The following is a 19218-nucleotide window of genomic DNA, read 5'->3' as shown; positions in this document are numbered from 1 at the left end:
ATTAGGGAGACCTCACATGCGGCTTGAAGGAAAAACAGCAATCGTCACCGGTGGCGCGTCGGGCTTCGGCGAAGGCATCGCGCGCAAGTTTATAGCCGAAGGCGCGAATGTCATGATCGCAGATTTGAACATGGCGGATGACTTGGTCGCGGAACTGGGCAAATCCGCCCGCGCGGTGAAGGCGAATGTTGCGCAGGATTCAAGCGTTCAGGCCATGGTCCAAGCCACGCTCGACGCCTTCGGGCGCATCGACATCCTGATCAACAATGCGGGCACCACGCACCTTCCGACCCCTATGGAAGACGTCTCCGAAGACGACTTCGATAAGGTCTTCGCGGTGAATTGCAAGTCCGTCTACCTGACCGCCAAACACATCGTTCCGCTGCTCAAGAAGCAGGGCAGCGGCGCGATCCTCAACGTCGCCTCAACCGCAGGCGTCAGCCCGCGCCCGCGGCTGAACTGGTACAACGCGTCCAAAGGCTGGATGAACACCGCGACCAAGGCCATGGCGGTGGAGCTTGCCCCCGAAGGCATCCGCGTCAACGCGATCAACCCGGTGGCGGGCGAGACGCCCTTGCTCAAAAGTTTCATGGGCGAAGACACGCCGGAAATCCGCGCCAAGTTCCTGTCCACCATTCCGCTTGGCCGTTTCTCCACGCCCGAAGACATGGCCAACGCCGCCTGCTTCCTCTGCTCGGAGGAGGCGTCGATGATCACTGGCGTCTGCATGGAAGTCGACGGCGGGCGGTGCATCTGATGAAGGCCGGTCCGCGCAACCTGATCTCCGATGTTGCAGGACTAAGGGTCGGCAACGCCCAAGACGCCACGCTGAAATCAGGCGTCACAGTCCTGACCGCCGATGCGCCGTTCATGGCGTCGGTGCATGTCATGGGTGGCGCACCCGGCACGCGGGAAACCGACCTGCTCGACCCCGATAAATCCGTCGAAGGCGTGGACGCGCTGGTCCTCTCTGGTGGCTCTGCTTTTGGGCTGGACGCGGCCTCCGGCGTGGTGTCCGGCCTGCGCGAACAGGGGCGTGGCTTCGCCGTGGGCGACATGCGCGTGCCAATTGTTCCCGCCGCGATCATCTTCGATCTGCTCAATGGCGGGCGTAAAGACTGGGGCGAGAACCCCTATGCCAAGCTGGGCCGCACAGCGCTCGAAAACGCGGCACAAGACTTCGCTTTGGGGTCCGTGGGCGCTGGCACAGGTGCCACCTCCGCCACCTACAAGGGTGGTCTGGGTTCCGCCTCCATCATCCTCGATGACGGCGTCACCGTAGCCGCCATCGTCGCCGCCAATCCCATCGGCTCGGTCGTCACGCCCGCCGGAAAATTCTGGGCCGCACAGTCCGAGATCGACGCCGAATTCGGCGGTCTTGGCGGTGACCCCGCTTCTTACGGCGCGGTCAGGTTGCCCCTCAAAACCGACGCGGGCGAGGGCGCGAACACCACCATCGCCATCGTCGCCACCGACGCCAAGCTGACCAAGCCGCAGGCCAAACGCATGGCCGTCGCCGCGCATGACGGCATGGCGCGCGCCATAGTGCCGTCGCACACGCCGATGGACGGGGACTTGGTTTTTGCGGTCTCCGCAGGCGACAAACAAGGCGATCCGCTGATGATCGGCCATGCCGCCGCGACGTGCCTTGCCCGCGCCATCGCCCGCGCGATCTTTGAAGCGACGCCCGCCGACAACGACCCGCTGCCCTGCTTCGCCCCCGAAACTTAAGCGCTTTTCGGCACGCGGTTTTTCATGCCACAATGCCGGAACTCACACATCAAGGATGACACCATGACCAAGGGCGCCGCTCTTTTCGACCTCACAGGCAAGCGCGCGCTTGTCACCGGTTCCTCTCAGGGCATCGGCTACGCCTTGGCCCAAGGGCTGAAAGACGCGGGGGCCGAGATTATCCTGAACGGTCGTGACGAGGCCAAGCTCGCCGCCGCAGCAAGGGCGCTCGACACCCCGCACACGCTTGCCTTCGATGCAACCGACCACGAGGCAGTGCGCAAGGCGGTAGACACCTTCGAGGCCGATCACGGCCCCATCGACATTCTGATCAACAACGCCGGCATGCAGCATCGCACAGAGCTGGAAAACTTCCCCGCCGATGCGTTCGAGAAGCTGCTGCAAACCAATATCGCCTCGGTCTTTCATGTCGGCCAAGCCGTCGCGCGCCACATGATCGGGCGGGGCGCGGGCAAGATCATCAACATCGCCTCCGTGCAAACCGCCTTGGCCCGCCCCGGCATCGCGCCTTACACGGCGACCAAGGGCGCGGTGGGCAACCTGACCAAAGGCATGGCCACCGACTGGGCCAAGCACGGGCTGCAATGTAACGCCATCGCGCCGGGCTATTTCGACACGCCGCTCAACGCTGCACTGGTCGCCGACGCGGACTTCTCCGCTTGGTTGGAAAAACGCACCCCCGCAGGCCGCTGGGGCAATGTCGACGAGCTTGTGGGCGCGGCGGTGTTCCTGTCCTCGCCCGCGTCCAGCTTCGTCAACGGGCATATCCTCTATGTCGATGGTGGCATCACGGCGTCGCTGTAGATGCTGAAAGTCATCGTCATGGGCGTCGCCGGGTGCGGTAAATCCTCGGTCGGGCAAGCCGTGGCGGACCGCCTCGGGGCGCTTTACTTCGACGGCGATGACCTGCACCCGCAAAGCAATATTGACAAGATGGCCGCAGGCACGCCGCTGGACGACACCGACCGCGCGCCATGGCTCGACAAAGTGGGCGCGGCACTGGCCGAGGCCAACGGCCCGACGCTGATCGGCTGCTCTGCCCTCAAACGTGCCTACCGCGACCGCATCCGTGTGGCCTGCCCGCAGGCGCAATTCGCGCACCTAATGGGCGACCGCGCGGTGATCGAGGCCCGCATGTCCGCGCGCAGCGGCCATTTCATGCCCGTCAGCCTGCTCGACAGCCAATTCGCGACGCTGGAGCCGTTGCAAGCTGACGAGGCAGGCTTCGCCGTCGACATTGCGCAAGATTTCGACGCAGTGGTGCAGCAAGTGGTCGCTGGTTGTTGACCACCAGTTAACCTCGGAACACTCGAAGCGAGGTGCTAAGGCCTTCCATTTAGAAGGTTTTTCCCATGTGAGAAAATCGTGAAGCCCTTGGAGCACTTTGCGCCAACTCGGTAGCTTATCTTCAGAACAAGCAGCGAGGTCTTGGTGGCCGACAAACTCAACATTTCATTGTTCGGGCCCTGCGAAGTGCGCGTGGAAGGTACCGACGGGGTAGAGATCACGGGCGCAAAGCACAGGGCGCTGTTCGCGCTTCTGGCAACCGCACCTCTCGGGCGGCGTACCCGGTCTTATCTGGAGCGCACGTTATGGGGGCCGTATTCCTACGATGACGGGCGCCAGAACTTGCGCCGTGCGCTGTCCGATCTGCGCAACATTCTGGGCGCGAACTTTGATCGCTTCATCAAATGCACCAACAGCGATATCGAACTGGACTTGTCGTCGGTTCACTTTTCGGGCGCACCGGGGAACGGGGCGTTCTTGGAAGGTATCGGCATTGATGTCGCGGGCTTTCAAAACTGGGTTGCCGCGATGCGGGCCAACGAAAGCCAGATTGCAGCCCTGTATCGCACATCACCACGCTCGGCGCTTGGACGCCCCTTGCCACGTATCACCGCATTGCCGTTCCGGCGGGTTCTGGGGGACGAAAACCTGTGGGTACTGGGCGATTGGCTGGCGGAAGAAATCTGCCGCTCGCTGTCACGCTCCAACCTGCTATCCGTCATTTCCCATCTGTCGAGCCGCGCTTTGGCGACAAGCACGACCAACATCTTGGATGTCCGCCAAAAGCTGGACGTTGATTATTTCGTCACTGGCTCGATCCGCGAAATGGGCGGGCGGATCGTCGTGGACATGGATTTCGTCGACGCGCGTGACGGCAATATCATGTGGACCCGGCAGATTTCCGGCCCACCTGCGCGTTTCTGGGATGACGTCTCCAGCGGGCTAGATGATGTTGTGCGCGCGATTGGCCGCTCTATCGCCGACGAGGCCATTGCCTATATCAACGACCGCCCCGTGCCGGAGCTTGAAGATCATCACGTGCTTATCGGGGGCGTGTCGCTGATGCACAGCCTGACGTTTCGTGATTTCGCCAGGTCCCGCGCCCTGTTGGAAGACGCCGTGTCTCGTACGCCCATGGCCGCGGAAACACATGCGTGGCTGGCACGGTGGTTTGTATTATGCGTGTTCAACGGCTGGACAACGGATAAGGCGGGCGACACCCAAAAAGCGTTGGATGCGACATCGAGGGCGCTTGATATCAATCCCGACAGTTCCTTCTCTTTGGTGATTGACGGGATCGCGCTCAACAATCTGCCGCCGCAGATGGGGGTTGCCAGCCAGCGCTATGACAGCGCGATCGACATCAACCCGAGCGAAAGCCTGTCATGGCTGTTGCGCGCGGCGCTTTTGGCGTTTCAGGACGATGGCGCTGGTGCGGTAGCTGCGGCAAAGAAAGCCCGCGGATTGTCGCCAATTGATCCGTTCAGATATTATTATGAAAGCCTGTCCAGCACTGCGTATCTGGCTGCCGAAGACTATGATCGCGCCTTGGGGCTTGCAGACGAGTCTTTGGCGTCCAACGAACGGCATCTTTCCACGCTACGCGCAAAAATTACCGCACTGCACTTTTTGGGCCGTGGTGAAGAAGCCCGTGCTACTGCGGTTGAGCTGATGCGCAGGTCTCCGGGGTTTAATCTTGATGCTTACAAGGCGGCGCATCCCGTCGCCAACGCAGATCTGGGTCGCAAAGTCATTGCAGCTCTGATCGCTGCGGGAATTCCCTAGCGTGCGTTCTGGCTTAACGCAGCAATAGGCAGTGCAGGTCTTGAGGTCTCGACATGGTCCATGCCCCCCTGGTGCCATCCGAACTCGTGACTTCCCCCCGACGCGACCCTCGGCTACACATGGCGCATGACGTGGAATATTCCCAATATCCTGACGCTTCTGCGTCTTCTGGCGGCCCCGGGTGTGGTCGTCATGTTCCTGTATTTTCAGCGACCGTGGGCCGACTGGTTTGCGCTGATCCTGTTCGTGACGGCGGCGCTGACGGACTGGATCGACGGCTACCTCGCGCGCGCATGGAAGCAGGAAAGCAAGTTCGGCGCGATGCTGGACCCGATCGCCGACAAGGCGATGGTGATCATCGCATTGCTGGTTATCACCGGCTTTTCCGGCATGAACCCTTGGGTGCTGCTACCCTCGACTCTGATCATGTTTCGCGAAGTCTTCGTCTCCGGCCTGCGCGAATTCCTTGGCGATACGGCTGGCCTGCTGAAGGTGACCAATCTGGCGAAGTGGAAAACCACGGCGCAAATGACCGCCATCGCGGTGCTGTTCGCCACCGGCTTGTTCGAGCACGAGTTTCTAGACCGCACCTCCGGCATGGATAACGAAACGCTGGACGCCATCATGTCGGGTGCGGCCGAAGACCCGCTTGGCCTGACATGGTTCGCGGGGGCTGCGACAGTGACATTCAACATCGGCGCCGTCCTGCTCTGGGCAGCGGCGCTTCTCACTTTGATGACCGGATGGGATTACCTGCGCAAGGCGATGCCCTTCCTGCGAGAGGAGGGTAAAACATGATCGACGTTTTGTACTTCGCTTGGGTGCGCGAACGCATCGGCATCCCGAAAGAAAAGCTCCAAACCAACGCCGTCACGGTGATGGATTTGGTCGAGGAACTTCGCGCGCGCGAGGAACGCTACGCGGTGGCGTTCTCCGACTTGTCGGCCTTACGCGTGGCGCTCGATCAGGACCTGTCCGAATTCGATGCCCCCTTGGACGGCGTGCGCGAAGTGGCGTTCTTCCCGCCTATGACGGGCGGTTAACCCATGCGTGTCGTCGTGCAGGAAGCCCCTTTCGATGCCGGCGCAGAATTGAACGCTTTCGCCAAAGACGACACCGACATTGGTGCGGTTGTCAGCTTCACGGGGGTGACGCGCGATGTCTCCGGCGGACTCAGCCGCATGCAGATAGAGCACTATCCCGGCATGACCGAACGCGCGCTGACGCAAATCTGCGAAGAGGCGCAAACACGGTGGAGCCTCGCAGATGTGCTGGTGATCCACCGGTTCGGCACCATGGAGCCGGGTGACAACATCATGATGGTCGCCGCCGCGTCACGGCACCGCGCGGACGCATTCAAAGCCGCGGACTTTCTGATGGATTACCTGAAATCCCGCGCGCCGTTCTGGAAGAAGGAAGTCACCACAGATGGTGCCGATTGGGTCGCGGCAAAAGACAGCGACGAGGACGCGCTCGACCGCTGGAACTAACTCAATTCAGGTTTCATCTTGGCAAAAATATTCCCGCCGGAGGCATCCGCCCTTGCCACTAACGCCGTCAGGCGCCTTGGTTGGCCCGCTCGATATAGCCGCGCAGCTCTTCCGCCTCGTGGCGTGCATCCCGCAACCCGTCCATGGCCGCCCTCAACTCTGCTTCGGTCTGTGACAGCTGGTTGGTCAGCTCCGCCTCACGCTGTTGCAGATAGGTGATCGCCTGATCGCGGGTTTCTTCCGCGTCGTGCAGGGCCTTCGCCATCTCGTCCAGCTCCGCCACATCCGCCGTTGTCACGCGGCTGAACCGCTGCACCAGCCAGCAGGTGAACCAGCCAACACAGAACGCCAGAAACAGGATAAATGCGGTGGCAATGATGAATTCTGATCTATTCACTTGATGTCTCGGTTTCTGCTTCTGTGGTGTCGCCCTCAGGTTCGTCTGTGGCCGCCGCGCGGGCGTCTGTCAACAGCTTGAACTCGATGCGGCGGTTGGCTTCACGGCCCTCCGCAGTGCCGTTATCGGCAATCGGATCCGTTTCGCCATACCCCTTGGAGGTGATGTTGCCTGTCAGGACCCTGCGGGCCAACAAGGCGGCACGTACCGAATCCGCCCGCTGCTGGCTAAGGTCTGCATTCATTTCTTCACGACCCTGACTATCGGTGTAGCCGCCGATTTCCATCTTCACACGTTCGCATTGTTTTGCGATTTCGGCAATTCTGTCGACGGTGCGGCTGGCCGCTTCTGTGATCTCGGATGACGACGGCTCGAATACAATCTTGGCTGAATTCAGGATCGCGTTGATCCGCGACACGCATTCTTCAGGCGTCGGGATGTTTAGAGTTGTGTCCAGCATCTCGTCATAGCGCACGTTGACTTCGAAATTCTCTGCGTCACCCAGTTTGTCAGCAAGCTTTCTGGAGATCGTGTCCGAGGCGGATTGGTCCCCGCTGACGCCGCGGATTTCGACGTAATCTTCCTGAACCACAGCACTGCCATTCTCCAGACTGGCTAGCGCCTCCAGAGCGGCCAAAACACGTACAGGCCAGCTTTCGGGCAGGGTCGCATCGTCCCGGGTCGCCAAGTAAACCTTGTCGCTACCGAACTGCGCGCGGGCGAAGGAGCCGACGATCTTCTCTATCCCGTCGTCGGGAAGACGGCCGCGCAGTTGTACCAACCCTTCGGGGCTGCGGGTTGCAACAAATTCGATGGCCGCTTCGGCGCCGGTACCGTCCACGACAACTTTCTCGGGCAGCACGGCATGCATCGAGAAGACATCCGGCAATGCAGCGTCCACTTCGCCGACCACGCGGTCAAAGGTGCCCTGGTCTGTCGTATCAAGCGCCACCATAGTGATATCTGCATCCGAGAACGTTAGCGAACCACCCCCAAGATCCTTCAAGCCAGCGATAGCCACCTCGACAGCCTTAGCCCAGTTCGGTGACGGGACGCCTAATCCGATGGCACATTCGGGCTTCTCGATGCTGCCAGCAGCACTTGCCGCCCTAAGAATACGAGCCTTGGACGCGTCATTTTCCGCTGAGCATGCGTCGAACGCAGCGTTGCCGTTGGCATCAAGCGTGAACCGTAGTGTGAATGGGGTGATAACAGGGCGCGGGGCCGAGATATTCAGGGCCAGACGCACGCCATTCGGGGCGCTACGTGCCAGTTGCGACTCGATGCGGCGCTTGCTTTCGGGGCTGTCAGAGATAGCGGTAATCTCGATCAAATCGGCAGAGACCGAAATTTTGGAGCGTTCCAGATCACGCAACGCTTTAATCGAGTATTCCAGCGCTTTTTCCCAATTGGCTGGAACCGGATAGTTGGCGGTCTCAAGCAAATCGGTAATGTCAGAACCCTCGACAAGATCGCTCAACTGTGCGGCAATGCCTTCGCCCTCTTCCGCGGGCGGGATCAAACCAATCAGCGACACCCCATCACGATTACGCAGCATCTCAACGGAGAAGCGCGGCGCTTCGATTCGTTCACGCGCTTTGACATCCATGTTGTCGACGATGCGATCTGGATCGACCACTCTGCCGACCGCAGACACAACACGGAAGCGTGTCGCTTCATCAGGAGCTTCGCCGCCCAATGCCACAAGAAGCCCGTCGGTCGTGACCGTTGTCCAATCATGCTCCCCGTCGATCAGCTTGGAGGTGACAACCTCAGCCGACCGCGTTTCCACCAATCCGGCAGAAAGCCATGCGCCACCAACAGACATGGTGGCAGCGATGCAAAAAGCGGCAATTGTCTTTAGTCTCATACAGTTCGTCTACCATTGAAGGTGCTGCAAGGCACTCGCACAGTCCTAACGGGCGCGGCTGGTTTGTACAATCATAGCGACGCCGCTGCGGCAAGAAACAGCGCACAAATCAACCCCGCATCCCGGTTTGACCGGAATAAGCGCATGCAAACGGTCCAGTCTTCTGTATCAAGCCGGCGCAACTGCCAGACCATGTGCCACCCAAAAGCCCAAGCGCCCGAAAGCGCCAGTGTCAGCGCCATGACATTGGCATGCGGTACCAAAGCCACGATGATCGCAATGGCCATCAACAGCACAGACACTGCCATGAACAGGCGCAACCACCAAACAGAGTCCTCGCCAAACAGCCGCGCGGTCGACTTGATGCCGATCAACGCGTCGTCCTCTTTGTCTTGGTGGGCGTAAATCGTGTCGTAAAACAGCGTCCACGAGATACCGGCGAGGTACAAAATCACCGGAGCGGCACTCAAAGCCCCCGTATGCGCGGTCCATGCCAGCAGCGCCCCCCAGTTGAACGCAAGTCCCAGAAACACCTGCGGCCACCACGTGAACCTCTTGGCAAACGGGTAGATCGCGACCGGCAGCAGGGCCAGAATACCCTGCACAATTGCTGCGGTGTTGAACGTGAGCAAAATGAAAAAGGACACCAATGCCTGCACCCCCATCCAGACCACGGCGCCTTTGACCGTAACCTGCCCCGACGGCAGCGGTCGCGACTTGGTGCGCGCCACTTGGGCATCAAGATCACGGTCGCTGATGTCGTTCCATGTACATCCCGCACCGCGCATCAAAAACGCGCCCAAGGCGCAGCCTACGATGATCCAGAGGTCAAACCACGCCAATCCGGCGGGGTCGGCGGCAGCCGCCAGCAAGACACCCCACCAGCACGGCAACAGCAGCAACCAAGTGCCAATTGGCCGGTCTGCACGGCTCAGCCGCAGATAGGGACGGGTGACAGCAGGGGCCCACGTGTCGACCCAGTTTTGATCGACAGCATCAATCACTTGGCCCTCTGGCGTTTGGCGTGTCTCGCTCATATGTTCAGCCCCATGGAACGCGCAAAAATCAGGTTGTTTGTAGAGCAGCCATTGGGGCAGGGCAATTCCGTCCCGATGACGCAGCCGCAAGCGAATTATCTTTTCAACGTCATGCGCCTTGGCGTGGGCGATGTGGTGGCCCTGTTCAACGGGCAGGACGGCGAATGGACGTGTCGCGTCGTCGATGCCGCCAAGCGGCGCGGTATGGTGGTGTGCGAGGCGCAAACCCTGCCCCTGCAAACGCCGCCCGACCTGTGGCTCCTGTTCGCGCCGATCAAAAAGGCCCGCACGGATTTCATCGTGGAAAAAGCTGCCGAGATGGGCGCAGCCAAGATTTTCCCCGTAAACACCGACTACACAAACTCCGACCGCATCCGGCAGGACAAGCTGCAAGCCCATGCCATCGAGGCCGCCGAGCAATGCGGCGGAACCTACGTGCCGGAGGTGGCGAATATTCAGAAGCTGTCTGCCATGCTCGACAACTGGCCCGAGGATCGCCACCTTCTGTTCTGCGACGAATCCATGGTGGGAGAGCCATCCCGCCTGAAAGACCTGCCCCAAGGCCCGTGGGCCATCGTCATCGGTCCCGAAGGCGGCTTCTCTGAACGCGAGCGGGACACCCTTCGCAACCATCCCAACAGCCACGCCATCAGCCTTGGCCCGCGCATCCTGCGCGCTGACACGGCTGCGGTTGCGGCCTTGGCCTTGTGGCAAACAGCCCTCGGGGATTGGGTGTGATCCGTCCCGAACTGCAAGACCTGTTCTGGCGCTATTTCGAGCTGCTGATCGGCGTTGCGATCGTCGTGGTGGGCGTGATGATCTTCAACATCCGTGGCTTGTTTTGGCAGGGGATCGGCGGCGTGTTTATTATCGCAGGTTTGGCGTTTTCATGGACGGCATGGCGTCGCGCACGCCTAACTTCCAAACGCCATGACGGCCCCGGCGTGGTCGAGGTGGACGAACGCCAGATCACCTATTTCGCCCCTCTCGGTGGCGGGGCCGTGTCGATTAATGATCTGGCGCGCGTGACCATTCTGACCAATGACCAAGGGCCGTTTGCCGAAGATATCCATTGGCTGCTGGAAGAAAACGGCGGACCCCGCCTGCTTATCCCGAATTCAGCCGAAGGGGCGGCCCAACTGTTTGATGCACTCGCACCATTGAAGGGCGTGGATTTCGAGGCCGCGATCCGCGCCATGGGGTCGACCACCCCTGACAGCTTTGTGATCTGGGCCAAAGAGCCGGTTCGCCTGCATTGACATCCCCCGCAAATCGCCTCACCCCTAGACGTCAAACCAGTTAGGCGGAGCCTCCGATATGTCCATTCCTCAATCCGGCGGCGGCCTGATCACCGACCATTCCCAACTTGCGCAACTGCTGGCCGACGGCTGCAAGCCCAAGGAAGACTGGCGCATCGGCACCGAGCACGAGAAATTCGGCTACTGCCAAGACACCCACAAACCGCTGCCCTACGAAGGCGACCGCTCCATCAATGCCGTTCTGTCCGGCCTGCGCGACCGCTTTGGCTGGGCACCGGTTGAGGAAGGCGGATACCTGATCGGGCTGACCAAGGACGGCGCGAACGTGTCGCTGGAACCCGGCGGCGCGTTGGAATTGTCCGGTGCCCCTTTGGAAACAGTTCACCAAACCTGTGACGAGGTGAACTCCCATCTGGCCGAGGTAAAATCCGTCTCCGACGAGATCGGCGTCAAGTTTATCGGTCTCGGGGCCGCGCCTGAATGGAGCCATGAGGAAATGCCCCTCATGCCCAAGGGCCGCTACAAGCTGATGAACAACTACATGGAAAAAGTCGGCACCATGGGCACCGCCATGATGCGCCGCACTTGCACCGTGCAAGTGAACCTCGATTTCGGGTCCGAGGCCGACATGGTCCAAAAGATGCGCGTCGCCTTGGCATTGCAGCCCGTGGCGACCGCCTTGTTCGCCAACTCGCCTTTCTTTGAAGGGAAGCTCAACGGCCACAAATCATGGCGCTCCCGCATCTGGCGCGCGCTGGATGACGACCGCACCGGCATGCTGCCCTTCGTCTTCGATGAAGGCATGGGGTTCGAGGCATGGGTGCAATGGGTGCTCGATGTGCCGATGTATTTCGTCTACCGCGACGGCAAATATATCGACGCGCTGGGCATGTCTTTCCGCGACTTCTTGAAAGGTGAATTACCTGCTTTGCCGGGTGAAAAGCCGTTGCTGTCAGACTGGGCCGATCACTTGACCACAGTATTCCCCGAAGCCCGCGTCAAGCAGTTCATCGAAATGCGCGGTGCGGATGGTGGTCCGTGGCGCAGGCTTTGCGCGTTGCCTGCGTTCTGGACGGGGCTTTGTTATGACCAAACCGCGCTCGACGCCGCGTGGGACGTCGCCAAAGGCTGGGACGCCGAGACCCGCGAGGCATGGCGCGTTGCGGCCTCCGTCGATGGTTTGGCCGCGGAAGTGAACGGTATGAAAATGATCGACCTCGCCCGCGAGGTGGTCGCGATCTCCGAAGCCGGCCTGAAAGCCCGCGCCAAACCCGGTGCTGGCGGTTTGGTCCCTGACGAGACGCATTTCCTTAACGCACTGAAGGAAAGCATCGAGACAGGGCAAACCCCTGCCGACGAATTGCTGGCCAAGTATCACGGCGACTGGAACGGCGACCTCAGCCGCATCTACGACGAGTACAGCTACTAGTCTTTGTCGCGGACCAGCGGCACGCGTGATCTGCCATAGGTCAGCCCCTCCGGCTTGACGCGGCCCAGCGGGTCGTCGCCATACCCGTTCGGCCCCTCGTCACCCGGCAAGACCGCAAGGATCAGCAGGGCAAGTTGGCCGAAAGGCACGAACCCCAGCAACATCAACCACGCGGTCAGCCCTTTGTCATGCAGCCGACGCGCCATCACGGCGAGGGATGCAGGAAACAGCCCCAGCAGGAAGACCACAGGCGGCCAAAGCACATCTTCGCCGGATTCCACCGAGAGAATGGTATAAATGGCGGTGACAATCAGGCCCCCGTAGAAGATCAGGAAAAACCACCAGAACTCCGACCTCGCGGCACGACCGCGCCACCGAAAGCTTTTCGTCAGGCAGGACCGGAGGGCTGCGAGCGGTCCCATCAGCTTTTCCTAAGCTGGATTTTTTTCTCGGTCCCGCTCAGAATTCGACGGATATTGCCCGCGTGACGCATCCAGATCAACGCGCCCAGCAGCGCGGCCAGCATCACATAGCTCGGCAGGCCCATGAAGTGCAGCCAAAGCGGCATCAGCGCCGCCGCCGCCAATGCAGCAAGCGACGAAATCCGGAAAACCAGGGCGAAGGCCAGCCATGTCAGGCAAGCCGCCAGCCCCGCGAAGAACGACAGCGCCAGCAGGGTGCCAAGGTATGTCGCGACGCCCTTGCCGCCGTTGAAATTCAGCCAGACAGGGAAGATGTGGCCGATGAACGCCGCCAGCCCCGCCAGTTGCGCCGCGTCTTCACCGACGAAGAACCGTGCCAGCAAAACCGCAATGCCGCCCTTGCCAGCATCGAGCAGCAACGTCGCCAAAGCGGCACTTTTCGAGCCGGTGCGCAGCACATTCGTCGCCCCGATATTGCCCGATCCGATTTGGCGCAAGTCGCCCAATCCCATGAGTTTGGCGATTACCAAGCCGAACGGGATGGAGCCAAGCAGGTAGGACGCGACGGCGACAAAGGTTAGCAGGTAAGGCGCGGTAACGATGTCAGGCACGGGCATACACCTCCGTGCCACCAACGAAGGTGCGCAGCACGCGGCCTTGCATCCGTTGCCCGTCAAACGGGGTGTTCTTGGATTTGGACCGGAGCGTTTCGCGGTCCATGACGAACGGTGCATCAGGGTCGAACAGCACCAGATCGGCGGGCGCACCTACGCTTAGGCGACCGCCTTCCAAACCCAACCGCTTGGCGGGGTTCAGTGACAAGGCGCGCCATAGGGTCGGCAAGTCGATAGCGCCCACATGCAGCAGGCGCATCGCGGCGGGTAGCAGGGTTTCGAGCGCTACGGCGCCTGACGCGGCTTCCTCGTAGGGCAGGCGTTTGCTTTCCTCGTCCTGCGGCGTGTGCATGGAGCAGATCACGTCGATCAACCCCGACGCCACGGCCTCCACCATCGCCACGCGGTCATCTTCGGAGCGCAGGGGTGGTTTGACCTTGAAGAAGGTGCGGTAATCGCCGACGTCCAGATCGTTCAGCGTCAGGTGGTGGATCGACACGCCAGCGGTCACGTCCAGACCTGCCGCCTTGGCGCGTTCCAGAACCGGCAGGGCCACGGCGGTGGATATCTGGTCGGCGTGGTAGCGCACGCCTGTCATCTCGACCAAGGCCAAGTCCCGCTCCAACCCCATGCGCTCCGCCATCGGGGACACCGCCGGTAAGGCGCGCAGCGAGGCGAACTTGCCCGACGTCACGGCGCTGCCTTTCGACAAGCCGGGGTCTTGCGGGTGGCCCATCACCAACGCGCCCAAGCCACGGGCATAGGTCATCGCGCGGCTGAGAACTTTGTTGTCGGTGACCACGTTGTCGCCATCGGAAAACGCCACCGCGCCTGCGTCCATCAGGAAACCCATCTCGACCATCTCGCGGCCTGCGCGGTCTTTGGTCAGCGACGCCATCGGCGCGATGCGGACGGGGGCCATCTCCGCGCCGCGACGTTTGGTGAATTCCAGCGTCTCGGGGGTGTCCACTGTGGGGATAGTGTCGGGGCGGGTGACCATGGTGGTGACCCCACCTGCTGCCGCCGCCAGCCCTGCCGTGCGGAAGCTTTCTTTATGCCGCTCGCCGGGTTCGCAAACCTTCACGCCGATATCGACGATGCCGGGGGCAAGGCACTTGCCGCCGCAATCCACACGGTTCCCCGCGGGGAACCTTTTGTCATTCAGATCAACATCTTGCGTTAGTATTTCGTTAATCCGCCCGTCCTTGACGAGCAGCGCGCCAAGAGTCTGGGTTCCAGCCTCGGGGTCAATTAATCGAGCATTGGTGAGAAGCAAATCAGCCATCAGAAACCCACGTAGTAAATGTAAAGGCAGGCAAAAGCCGAGACCATCGCCGCCAGCGCTATCAGCGACAGCCGTGCGCCAAAGCTGCGAGCAGGTTTCGCGTCGGCGGCAGGGCCTTCCAGCACGCCCTTGGCGGCGTCGCTTTCCAGCGGGGTGAACCTTGGTGCAGGCGATTTGCCTTCAGTTAAGGTGGCGATCAAATTTGCCTCGCCCGTACGGCGCAAGGTCACCGGCGTTTGGAATGCGCCGGTGCGGATGAGCGCGACGGTGCCTTCCAATGCGTCCAGACGCGCAGCCTCTTCGGAGGAGAGGGCAATTTCGTATCCGTCTAATAGGAGGCCGCTGAGCCCCATATCATCCACGGCGTCGGTCGGTACAATCTGTACGTCTTGCACTCCAAGAGTTTGAGAACCCAACACCTGCACCAACGGGTCAAGTGTGCCTGCATTATCGATCTTCATCGAAAGCTGATCGCTGAGCGCGAAGACGCGCAGTTTGCCGTGCTCGGTGGAGCTGATTGAAAGGTCCGACATGCCGTTAGCCTCCAAGCCAGATCATCAAAAAAGTGAAAGCGAAAGTGCCCAGAAGGACATAGGCGGCCACCTTTCCGGACATACGCGGGTCTTTGGGTTCGTTCATACCATTACCCCTTGTTCTTGCGCCGCCTCGCGGCGGGTGCGGACCAGCAGCTCCATTGCGGCCATGCGGACGGCGACGCCCATTTCGACCTGCTCCTGGATCACCGAGCGGTTGATGTCATCGGCCAGCACGCCGTCTATCTCCACGCCGCGGTTCATCGGGCCGGGATGCATAATGATGGCGTCGGATTTGGCGTAGGACAGTTTTTCGGGGTCCAAGCCGTAGCGGTGGTAATACTCGCGCTCGGACGGGATGAAGCCGCCATCCATGCGCTCTTTTTGGAGGCGCAGCATCATCACGACATCAACGTCTTTAAGGCCCTCGCGCATGTCCTCGAAGACCTCGACGCCGAATTCCTCCATTCCCGATGGCATCAGGGTCGGCGGGCCGATCAGGCGGACGCGGTTTTCCATTTTGCCCAGCAGCAGGATGTTGGAACGCGCCACGCGGCTATGGGCAATGTCGCCGCAAATGGCGATGGACAGGCGGTGCAGCCGCCCCTTGGCGCGGCGGATGGTCAGGGCGTCCAGCAGGGCCTGCGTGGGATGCTCGTGCCGCCCGTCGCCCGCGTTCAGCACGGCGCAGTTCACTTTTTGGGCCAACAAATCCACCGCACCGGAATGCGGGTGGCGTACGACCAGCAGGTCGGGGTGCATGGCGTTCAGCGTCAGGGCGGTGTCGATCAGAGTTTCACCCTTCTTCACCGAGGATGCCTGCATCGCCATGTTCATCACATCCGCGCCAAGGCGCTTGCCTGCGATTTCGAACGACGCCTGCGTGCGGGTGGAGTTCTCGAAGAACATATTGATCTGGGTCAGCCCCGCCAGCGTGTCGGAATGCTTCACGTCGCGGCGGTTGAGGTCGACATATTGGTCGGCCAGATCAAGCAGGGTGGTGATTTCATCGGGGGCAAGATGTTCAATCCCTAGCAGATGCTTCGCGCGGAATGTCATGGAGGCCCTCTCGTGATTTTATCGGGTTATAAGGGGGAGCGTTCAGTCGGGCAAGGCCGCCCTGCGACGGTTATGCCATTGTGGCGCCAGTGCGGCCAGACTAGGTTTACCCCCATGGAATCGGGACTGGACTTTCATACGGCCAAAGCGCTGTTGGAATGGCATGTGGACCTTGGCGCTGACGAGGCGATCGGGGACGTGCCGATCAACCGCTATGAGGTGCCCAAAGAAGCCCCGAAAGCCGCCAAGCCCGAACCTGTCACAGCCTCGCCCGTTGTGGCGCAGCAAGGCCCCGACGTGGTGGGCATCGCCCGCCAGCTGGCCCAAGGCGCGCAGGATCTGGACGGGTTGAAGGCGGCGATGGCGTCCTTCCCGCATTGCGACTTGAAAAACGGCGCGCGCAATCTGGTGTTCAGCGATGGGAATGCCGGTGCGCGGGTCATGGTGATCGGCGAGGCCCCCGGCCGCGAGGAGGATCAGCAAGGCAAGCCTTTCGTTGGACCGACTGGGCAGTTGCTGGACGCGATGTTCGCTGCCATTGATCATGGACGCGACCATGCCGAGAACCCGATTTACATCACCAATGTGCTGCCATGGCGCCCGCCGCAAAACCGCGACCCGAAGCCCGACGAGGTGGCGATGATGCTGCCGTTTCTGGAGCGTCACATCGCGCTCGCCAATCCGGATTTTCTGGTGCTGATGGGCAACCATTCCTGTCAGGCCCTGCTGGGCCGCAAGGGGATCACCAAAATGCGCGGGCATTGGGACGAGGTGTTTGGCAAACCGGCGCTGCCAATGCTTCACCCCGCATATTTGCTGCGGATGCCCCATGCCAAACGCGAGGCATGGACCGATTTGCTGAGCCTTCAGGCAAAGCTGCGCGGATGAGGACTCTATCGTTGAAGGATTTGAGATGAGCCGTATTGACGAAACGATGGACTTTGTGCCGGTCCGAATTGCGGTGATGACCGTTTCGGACACGCGCACGCCCGACGACGACAAATCCGGCACGACTTTGGTGGATCGTTTGGTCGGCGCGGGCCACAAGCTGGCGGACCGCATGATCTTGCGAGACGAGCGGGCCGAGATTGCCGCACAGCTTCGCACGTGGTGTGCGAACCCTGAAATTGACGTGATCCTGACGACGGGAGGCACGGGGCTGACGGGCCGTGATGTCACCGTTGAGGCGCATCGCGATGTGTATGAGAAAGAGATCGAGGCTTTTGGAACCGTGTTCACCATCGTCTCGATGAACAAAATCGGGACATCCGCCGTTCAAAGCCGCGCCACAGGCGGAGTCTCGAACGGGACATACCTGTTTGCGCTGCCCGGAAGCCCCGGCGCTTGCAAGGATGCGTGGGACGAAATTCTGTCGCTCCAACTGGATTATCGTCACCGTCCTTGCAACTTTGTGGAGATTTTCCCTCGATTGGACGAGCATAAGCGACGGAAATGACGAAACGACACGTTTAAGTCAGCGGAGTTGGACGCGCGCATGTTTGCGCTCTACATGTTATAAGTGATTTTTCGGAGTTCGATCGCGCATGCGTTTTTTTCGTCGTAGCCTTGTAGGCCTGTTTTTGATGGCGCTAACCGTGGGCCTGCTCGCGGTGGGCGGGAACATGGTGTATAGTTCCTTGCAAGAAGTTTGGGCGCGCGAAAGTACATCGCGACCTGCCCGCGAACGCGTGTTTTCGGTCAACGTGATGACATTGGAGCCGACAACTGTAACCCCGGTGTTGACCAGTTTTGGCGAAGTGCGATCCCGCCGAACGCTTGATTTACGTGCCCCAGTTGGTGGCACTGTGGTCGAGCTGTCGCCGGATTTCCAAGAAGGCGGCACCGTGCGCAGGGGCCAGCTATTGGCGCGTATTGATCCTGCCGACGCCCAAACTGCGGTTGACGTGTCCCGTACCGATCTGGTGGAGGCCGAAGCCGACCTGCGTGAGGCACGTAGTGCGCTGGCGCTGGCGCAAGATGATCTGACCGCAGCTCAAGAACAACTAGCGTTGCGCGAACGTGCGTTGCAGCGCCAACGCGACCTGAAAGCACGCGGCGTTGGCACCGAAGCCACCGTGGAGACGGCAGAGCTGGCGGAAGCCAGTGCCAAGCAAGCCGTGTTGTCACGCCGTCAGGCCATCCAACAGGCCGAGGCGCGGGTGAGCCAGACGCAGACATTGATTGAACGCCGCCGGATCAACCTCACCAATGCAGAGCGTCTTTTGGCGGACACCGAAGTATTTGCCGCCTTTGACGGACGCCTATCCGGGGTGACTGCAACCGAGGGGGGGCTGGTTGCCAACAACGAACAACTGGCGGAACTCATTGACCCCGATGCGCTGGAAGTGTCCTTCCGCGTCTCGACGGCGCAATACGCGCGGCTTTTGGATGAAGAAGGCAACCTGACGGTGGCTCCTGTGACCGTCACGCTTGACGTGCTTGGCACGGATCTGAATTTTGAAGGTCGCCTGACGCGTGAAAGTGCAGCGGTCAGTGAAGGCACGACGGGGCGGCTTTTGTTTGCTGTTCTATCAGATGCGCGAGGGCTACGCCCCGGTGATTTTGTGACCGTCGCGATTGAAGAGCCTGTGTTGGAACGCGTCGCGGTGGTGCCGTCTACAGCGGTGGATGCTGCGGGCACCGTTTTGGTTTTGGGTGAGGAGGATCGCCTTGAAAGTGGCGAGGTAATCGTTCTGCGTCGTCAAGGGGATGATGTGATTGTCCGCGCACGTGGCTTGCGCGGGCGGGAAATCGTCGCCGAGCGGTCTCAACTTCTGGGGGCGGGCATCAAAGTCAAGCCGTTGCGTGGGGGCCGCGCTATGCCGGAGGCGCCGGAAATGGTTGAACTGGACCAAGACCGCCGCGCCAAGCTGATTGCCTTTGTCGAAGCCAATTCGCGTATTCCCGCGGAAGTGAAAACCCGCATGCTGGCCAGACTGGCGGAGCCGCAGGTGCCTGCCGATATGGTCGAGCGGCTGGAAAGCCGCATGGGGAGCTAG

Annotated in this window: 22 protein-coding genes; 14 read left to right on the top strand and 8 right to left on the bottom strand. The window is 60.9% G+C overall.

Features of this window, described 5'->3' with window-relative positions; all coding sequences use genetic code 11:
- Window positions 1-16: 16 nt before the first annotated feature.
- The 8 genes from BCF46_RS09785 (at window position 17) to BCF46_RS09750 (ending at window position 6314) form a co-directional block, all read left to right on the top strand.
- Entirely contained in the window at window positions 17-757 is a 741-nt protein-coding gene (locus BCF46_RS09785; RefSeq protein ID WP_121023726.1) for an SDR family oxidoreductase, read from the top strand.
- Window positions 757-1731, top strand: a complete 975-nt coding sequence (locus BCF46_RS09780; RefSeq protein ID WP_121023724.1) for a P1 family peptidase — start codon at window positions 757-759, stop codon at window positions 1729-1731. Before BCF46_RS09785 ends, BCF46_RS09780 begins: the two co-directional genes overlap by 1 nt.
- 63 nt (window positions 1732-1794) lie before the next feature.
- Window positions 1795-2556: an SDR family oxidoreductase gene (locus BCF46_RS09775; protein ID WP_121023722.1), complete on the top strand. Its 762-nt coding sequence runs from the start codon at window positions 1795-1797 to the stop codon at window positions 2554-2556.
- Window positions 2557-3039, top strand: coding sequence for a gluconokinase (locus BCF46_RS09770; protein ID WP_121023720.1), 483 nt, complete (start codon window positions 2557-2559; stop codon window positions 3037-3039).
- A gap of 144 nt (window positions 3040-3183) precedes the next feature.
- Window positions 3184-4824 carry a hypothetical protein gene (locus BCF46_RS09765; RefSeq protein ID WP_211332799.1) on the top strand — a complete coding sequence of 547 codons (1641 nt, stop codon included), beginning with the start codon at window positions 3184-3186 and terminating at the stop codon, window positions 4822-4824.
- 126 nt (window positions 4825-4950) lie between these two features.
- Window positions 4951-5622 carry a CDP-diacylglycerol--glycerol-3-phosphate 3-phosphatidyltransferase gene (pgsA, locus tag BCF46_RS09760; RefSeq protein ID WP_121023716.1) on the top strand — a complete coding sequence of 224 codons (672 nt, stop codon included), beginning with the start codon at window positions 4951-4953 and terminating at the stop codon, window positions 5620-5622.
- Window positions 5619-5867 (top strand): molybdopterin converting factor subunit 1, encoded by a 249-nt coding sequence (gene moaD, locus BCF46_RS09755; protein WP_121023714.1) that lies wholly within the window; start codon window positions 5619-5621, stop codon window positions 5865-5867. Before pgsA ends, moaD begins: the two co-directional genes overlap by 4 nt.
- A gap of 3 nt (window positions 5868-5870) precedes the next feature.
- Window positions 5871-6314: a molybdenum cofactor biosynthesis protein MoaE gene (locus BCF46_RS09750; protein ID WP_121023712.1), complete on the top strand. Its 444-nt coding sequence runs from the start codon at window positions 5871-5873 to the stop codon at window positions 6312-6314.
- A gap of 67 nt (window positions 6315-6381) precedes the next feature.
- On the opposite strand, the gene BCF46_RS09745 is transcribed toward BCF46_RS09750, so the two are convergent.
- The 3 genes from BCF46_RS09745 to ubiA all read right to left on the bottom strand — a co-directional run bounded on the left by BCF46_RS09745 (window position 6382) and on the right by ubiA (window position 9618).
- Window positions 6382-6711, bottom strand: a complete 330-nt coding sequence (locus tag BCF46_RS09745) for a hypothetical protein (protein WP_073145018.1) — start codon at window positions 6709-6711, stop codon at window positions 6382-6384.
- Window positions 6704-8581 carry an OmpA family protein gene (locus BCF46_RS09740; RefSeq protein ID WP_121023710.1) on the bottom strand — a complete coding sequence of 626 codons (1878 nt, stop codon included), beginning with the start codon at window positions 8579-8581 and terminating at the stop codon, window positions 6704-6706. The genes BCF46_RS09745 and BCF46_RS09740 overlap by 8 nt, the downstream gene beginning before the upstream one ends.
- Before the next feature lie 71 nt (window positions 8582-8652).
- Complete coding sequence (gene ubiA / locus BCF46_RS09735; RefSeq protein ID WP_121023709.1) at window positions 8653-9618, bottom strand: 4-hydroxybenzoate octaprenyltransferase; 966 nt, start codon at window positions 9616-9618, stop codon at window positions 8653-8655.
- Between the two features lie 12 nt (window positions 9619-9630).
- On the opposite strand from ubiA, the gene BCF46_RS09730 reads away from it, so the two are divergent.
- From BCF46_RS09730 to BCF46_RS09720, 3 genes are read left to right on the top strand one after another with little or no spacing between them, the layout of a single operon-like run.
- A complete protein-coding gene (locus tag BCF46_RS09730) occupies window positions 9631-10356 on the top strand; it encodes a 16S rRNA (uracil(1498)-N(3))-methyltransferase (protein WP_121024493.1) in 726 nt (241 codons plus the stop codon).
- Entirely contained in the window at window positions 10353-10877 is a 525-nt protein-coding gene (locus BCF46_RS09725; RefSeq protein WP_121023707.1) for a hypothetical protein, read from the top strand. The genes BCF46_RS09730 and BCF46_RS09725 overlap by 4 nt, the downstream gene beginning before the upstream one ends.
- 58 nt (window positions 10878-10935) lie before the next feature.
- On the top strand, window positions 10936-12306 hold the full coding sequence (locus BCF46_RS09720) for a glutamate--cysteine ligase (RefSeq protein WP_121023705.1): 1371 nt from the start codon (window positions 10936-10938) through the stop codon (window positions 12304-12306).
- Here BCF46_RS09720 and BCF46_RS09715 read toward each other — a convergent pair.
- From BCF46_RS09715 to BCF46_RS09695, 5 genes are all read right to left on the bottom strand, one after another.
- Window positions 12303-12728 carry a DUF805 domain-containing protein gene (locus tag BCF46_RS09715; protein ID WP_121023703.1) on the bottom strand — a complete coding sequence of 142 codons (426 nt, stop codon included), beginning with the start codon at window positions 12726-12728 and terminating at the stop codon, window positions 12303-12305. The genes BCF46_RS09720 and BCF46_RS09715 overlap by 4 nt on opposite strands.
- Window positions 12728-13339 (bottom strand): glycerol-3-phosphate 1-O-acyltransferase PlsY, encoded by a 612-nt coding sequence (plsY, locus tag BCF46_RS09710; RefSeq protein WP_245989983.1) that lies wholly within the window; start codon window positions 13337-13339, stop codon window positions 12728-12730. The genes BCF46_RS09715 and plsY overlap by 1 nt, the downstream gene beginning before the upstream one ends.
- Entirely contained in the window at window positions 13332-14627 is a 1296-nt protein-coding gene (pyrC, locus tag BCF46_RS09705) for a dihydroorotase (RefSeq protein ID WP_121023699.1), read from the bottom strand. The genes plsY and pyrC overlap by 8 nt, the downstream gene beginning before the upstream one ends.
- On the bottom strand, window positions 14627-15160 hold the full coding sequence (locus BCF46_RS09700) for a hypothetical protein (protein ID WP_121023697.1): 534 nt from the start codon (window positions 15158-15160) through the stop codon (window positions 14627-14629). Before BCF46_RS09700 ends, pyrC begins: the two co-directional genes overlap by 1 nt.
- Window positions 15161-15262: 102 nt before the next feature.
- On the bottom strand, window positions 15263-16219 hold the full coding sequence (locus BCF46_RS09695; protein WP_090213109.1) for an aspartate carbamoyltransferase catalytic subunit: 957 nt from the start codon (window positions 16217-16219) through the stop codon (window positions 15263-15265).
- Window positions 16220-16333: 114 nt separating this feature from the next.
- Between BCF46_RS09695 and BCF46_RS09690 the strand changes: the two genes are divergently transcribed.
- The 3 genes from BCF46_RS09690 (at window position 16334) to BCF46_RS09680 (ending at window position 19218) form a co-directional block, all read left to right on the top strand.
- Window positions 16334-17107 (top strand): uracil-DNA glycosylase, encoded by a 774-nt coding sequence (locus BCF46_RS09690; RefSeq protein ID WP_121023695.1) that lies wholly within the window; start codon window positions 16334-16336, stop codon window positions 17105-17107.
- Between the two features lie 25 nt (window positions 17108-17132).
- The gene (gene moaB / locus BCF46_RS09685; RefSeq protein WP_121023693.1) at window positions 17133-17675 is read left to right on the top strand and encodes a molybdenum cofactor biosynthesis protein B; all 543 of its coding nucleotides are present in this window, start codon (window positions 17133-17135) and stop codon (window positions 17673-17675) included.
- 88 nt (window positions 17676-17763) lie between these two features.
- The gene (locus BCF46_RS09680) at window positions 17764-19218 is read left to right on the top strand and encodes an efflux RND transporter periplasmic adaptor subunit (RefSeq protein WP_121023691.1); all 1455 of its coding nucleotides are present in this window, start codon (window positions 17764-17766) and stop codon (window positions 19216-19218) included.

The sequence above is a fragment of the Litoreibacter meonggei genome (assembly GCF_003663885.1).
Lineage (GTDB): Bacteria > Pseudomonadota > Alphaproteobacteria > Rhodobacterales > Rhodobacteraceae > Litoreibacter > Litoreibacter meonggei.
Note: the sequence above shows the minus strand (reverse complement) of the source record. Positions and strands in the feature narration are given on the sequence as shown.

Coding starts and splice junctions, on each gene's coding strand:
- BCF46_RS09770 (WP_121023720.1), top strand. CDS start 2,557: ATGCTGAAAGTCATCGTCATGGGCGTCGCCGGGTGCGGTAAATCCTCG.
- BCF46_RS09785 (WP_121023726.1), top strand. CDS start 17: ATGCGGCTTGAAGGAAAAACAGCAATCGTCACCGGTGGCGCGTCGGGC.
- pyrC (WP_121023699.1), bottom strand. CDS start 14,627: ATGGCTGATTTGCTTCTCACCAATGCTCGATTAATTGACCCCGAGGCT.
- moaB (WP_121023693.1), top strand. CDS start 17,133: ATGAGCCGTATTGACGAAACGATGGACTTTGTGCCGGTCCGAATTGCG.
- BCF46_RS09695 (WP_090213109.1), bottom strand. CDS start 16,219: ATGACATTCCGCGCGAAGCATCTGCTAGGGATTGAACATCTTGCCCCC.
- BCF46_RS09680 (WP_121023691.1), top strand. CDS start 17,764: ATGCGTTTTTTTCGTCGTAGCCTTGTAGGCCTGTTTTTGATGGCGCTA.
- moaD (WP_121023714.1), top strand. CDS start 5,619: ATGATCGACGTTTTGTACTTCGCTTGGGTGCGCGAACGCATCGGCATC.
- BCF46_RS09720 (WP_121023705.1), top strand. CDS start 10,936: ATGTCCATTCCTCAATCCGGCGGCGGCCTGATCACCGACCATTCCCAA.
- pgsA (WP_121023716.1), top strand. CDS start 4,951: ATGACGTGGAATATTCCCAATATCCTGACGCTTCTGCGTCTTCTGGCG.
- BCF46_RS09740 (WP_121023710.1), bottom strand. CDS start 8,581: ATGAGACTAAAGACAATTGCCGCTTTTTGCATCGCTGCCACCATGTCT.
- BCF46_RS09700 (WP_121023697.1), bottom strand. CDS start 15,160: ATGTCGGACCTTTCAATCAGCTCCACCGAGCACGGCAAACTGCGCGTC.
- BCF46_RS09750 (WP_121023712.1), top strand. CDS start 5,871: ATGCGTGTCGTCGTGCAGGAAGCCCCTTTCGATGCCGGCGCAGAATTG.
- BCF46_RS09715 (WP_121023703.1), bottom strand. CDS start 12,728: ATGGGACCGCTCGCAGCCCTCCGGTCCTGCCTGACGAAAAGCTTTCGG.
- BCF46_RS09780 (WP_121023724.1), top strand. CDS start 757: ATGAAGGCCGGTCCGCGCAACCTGATCTCCGATGTTGCAGGACTAAGG.
- BCF46_RS09775 (WP_121023722.1), top strand. CDS start 1,795: ATGACCAAGGGCGCCGCTCTTTTCGACCTCACAGGCAAGCGCGCGCTT.
- BCF46_RS09690 (WP_121023695.1), top strand. CDS start 16,334: ATGGAATCGGGACTGGACTTTCATACGGCCAAAGCGCTGTTGGAATGG.
- ubiA (WP_121023709.1), bottom strand. CDS start 9,618: ATGAGCGAGACACGCCAAACGCCAGAGGGCCAAGTGATTGATGCTGTC.
- BCF46_RS09730 (WP_121024493.1), top strand. CDS start 9,631: ATGGAACGCGCAAAAATCAGGTTGTTTGTAGAGCAGCCATTGGGGCAG.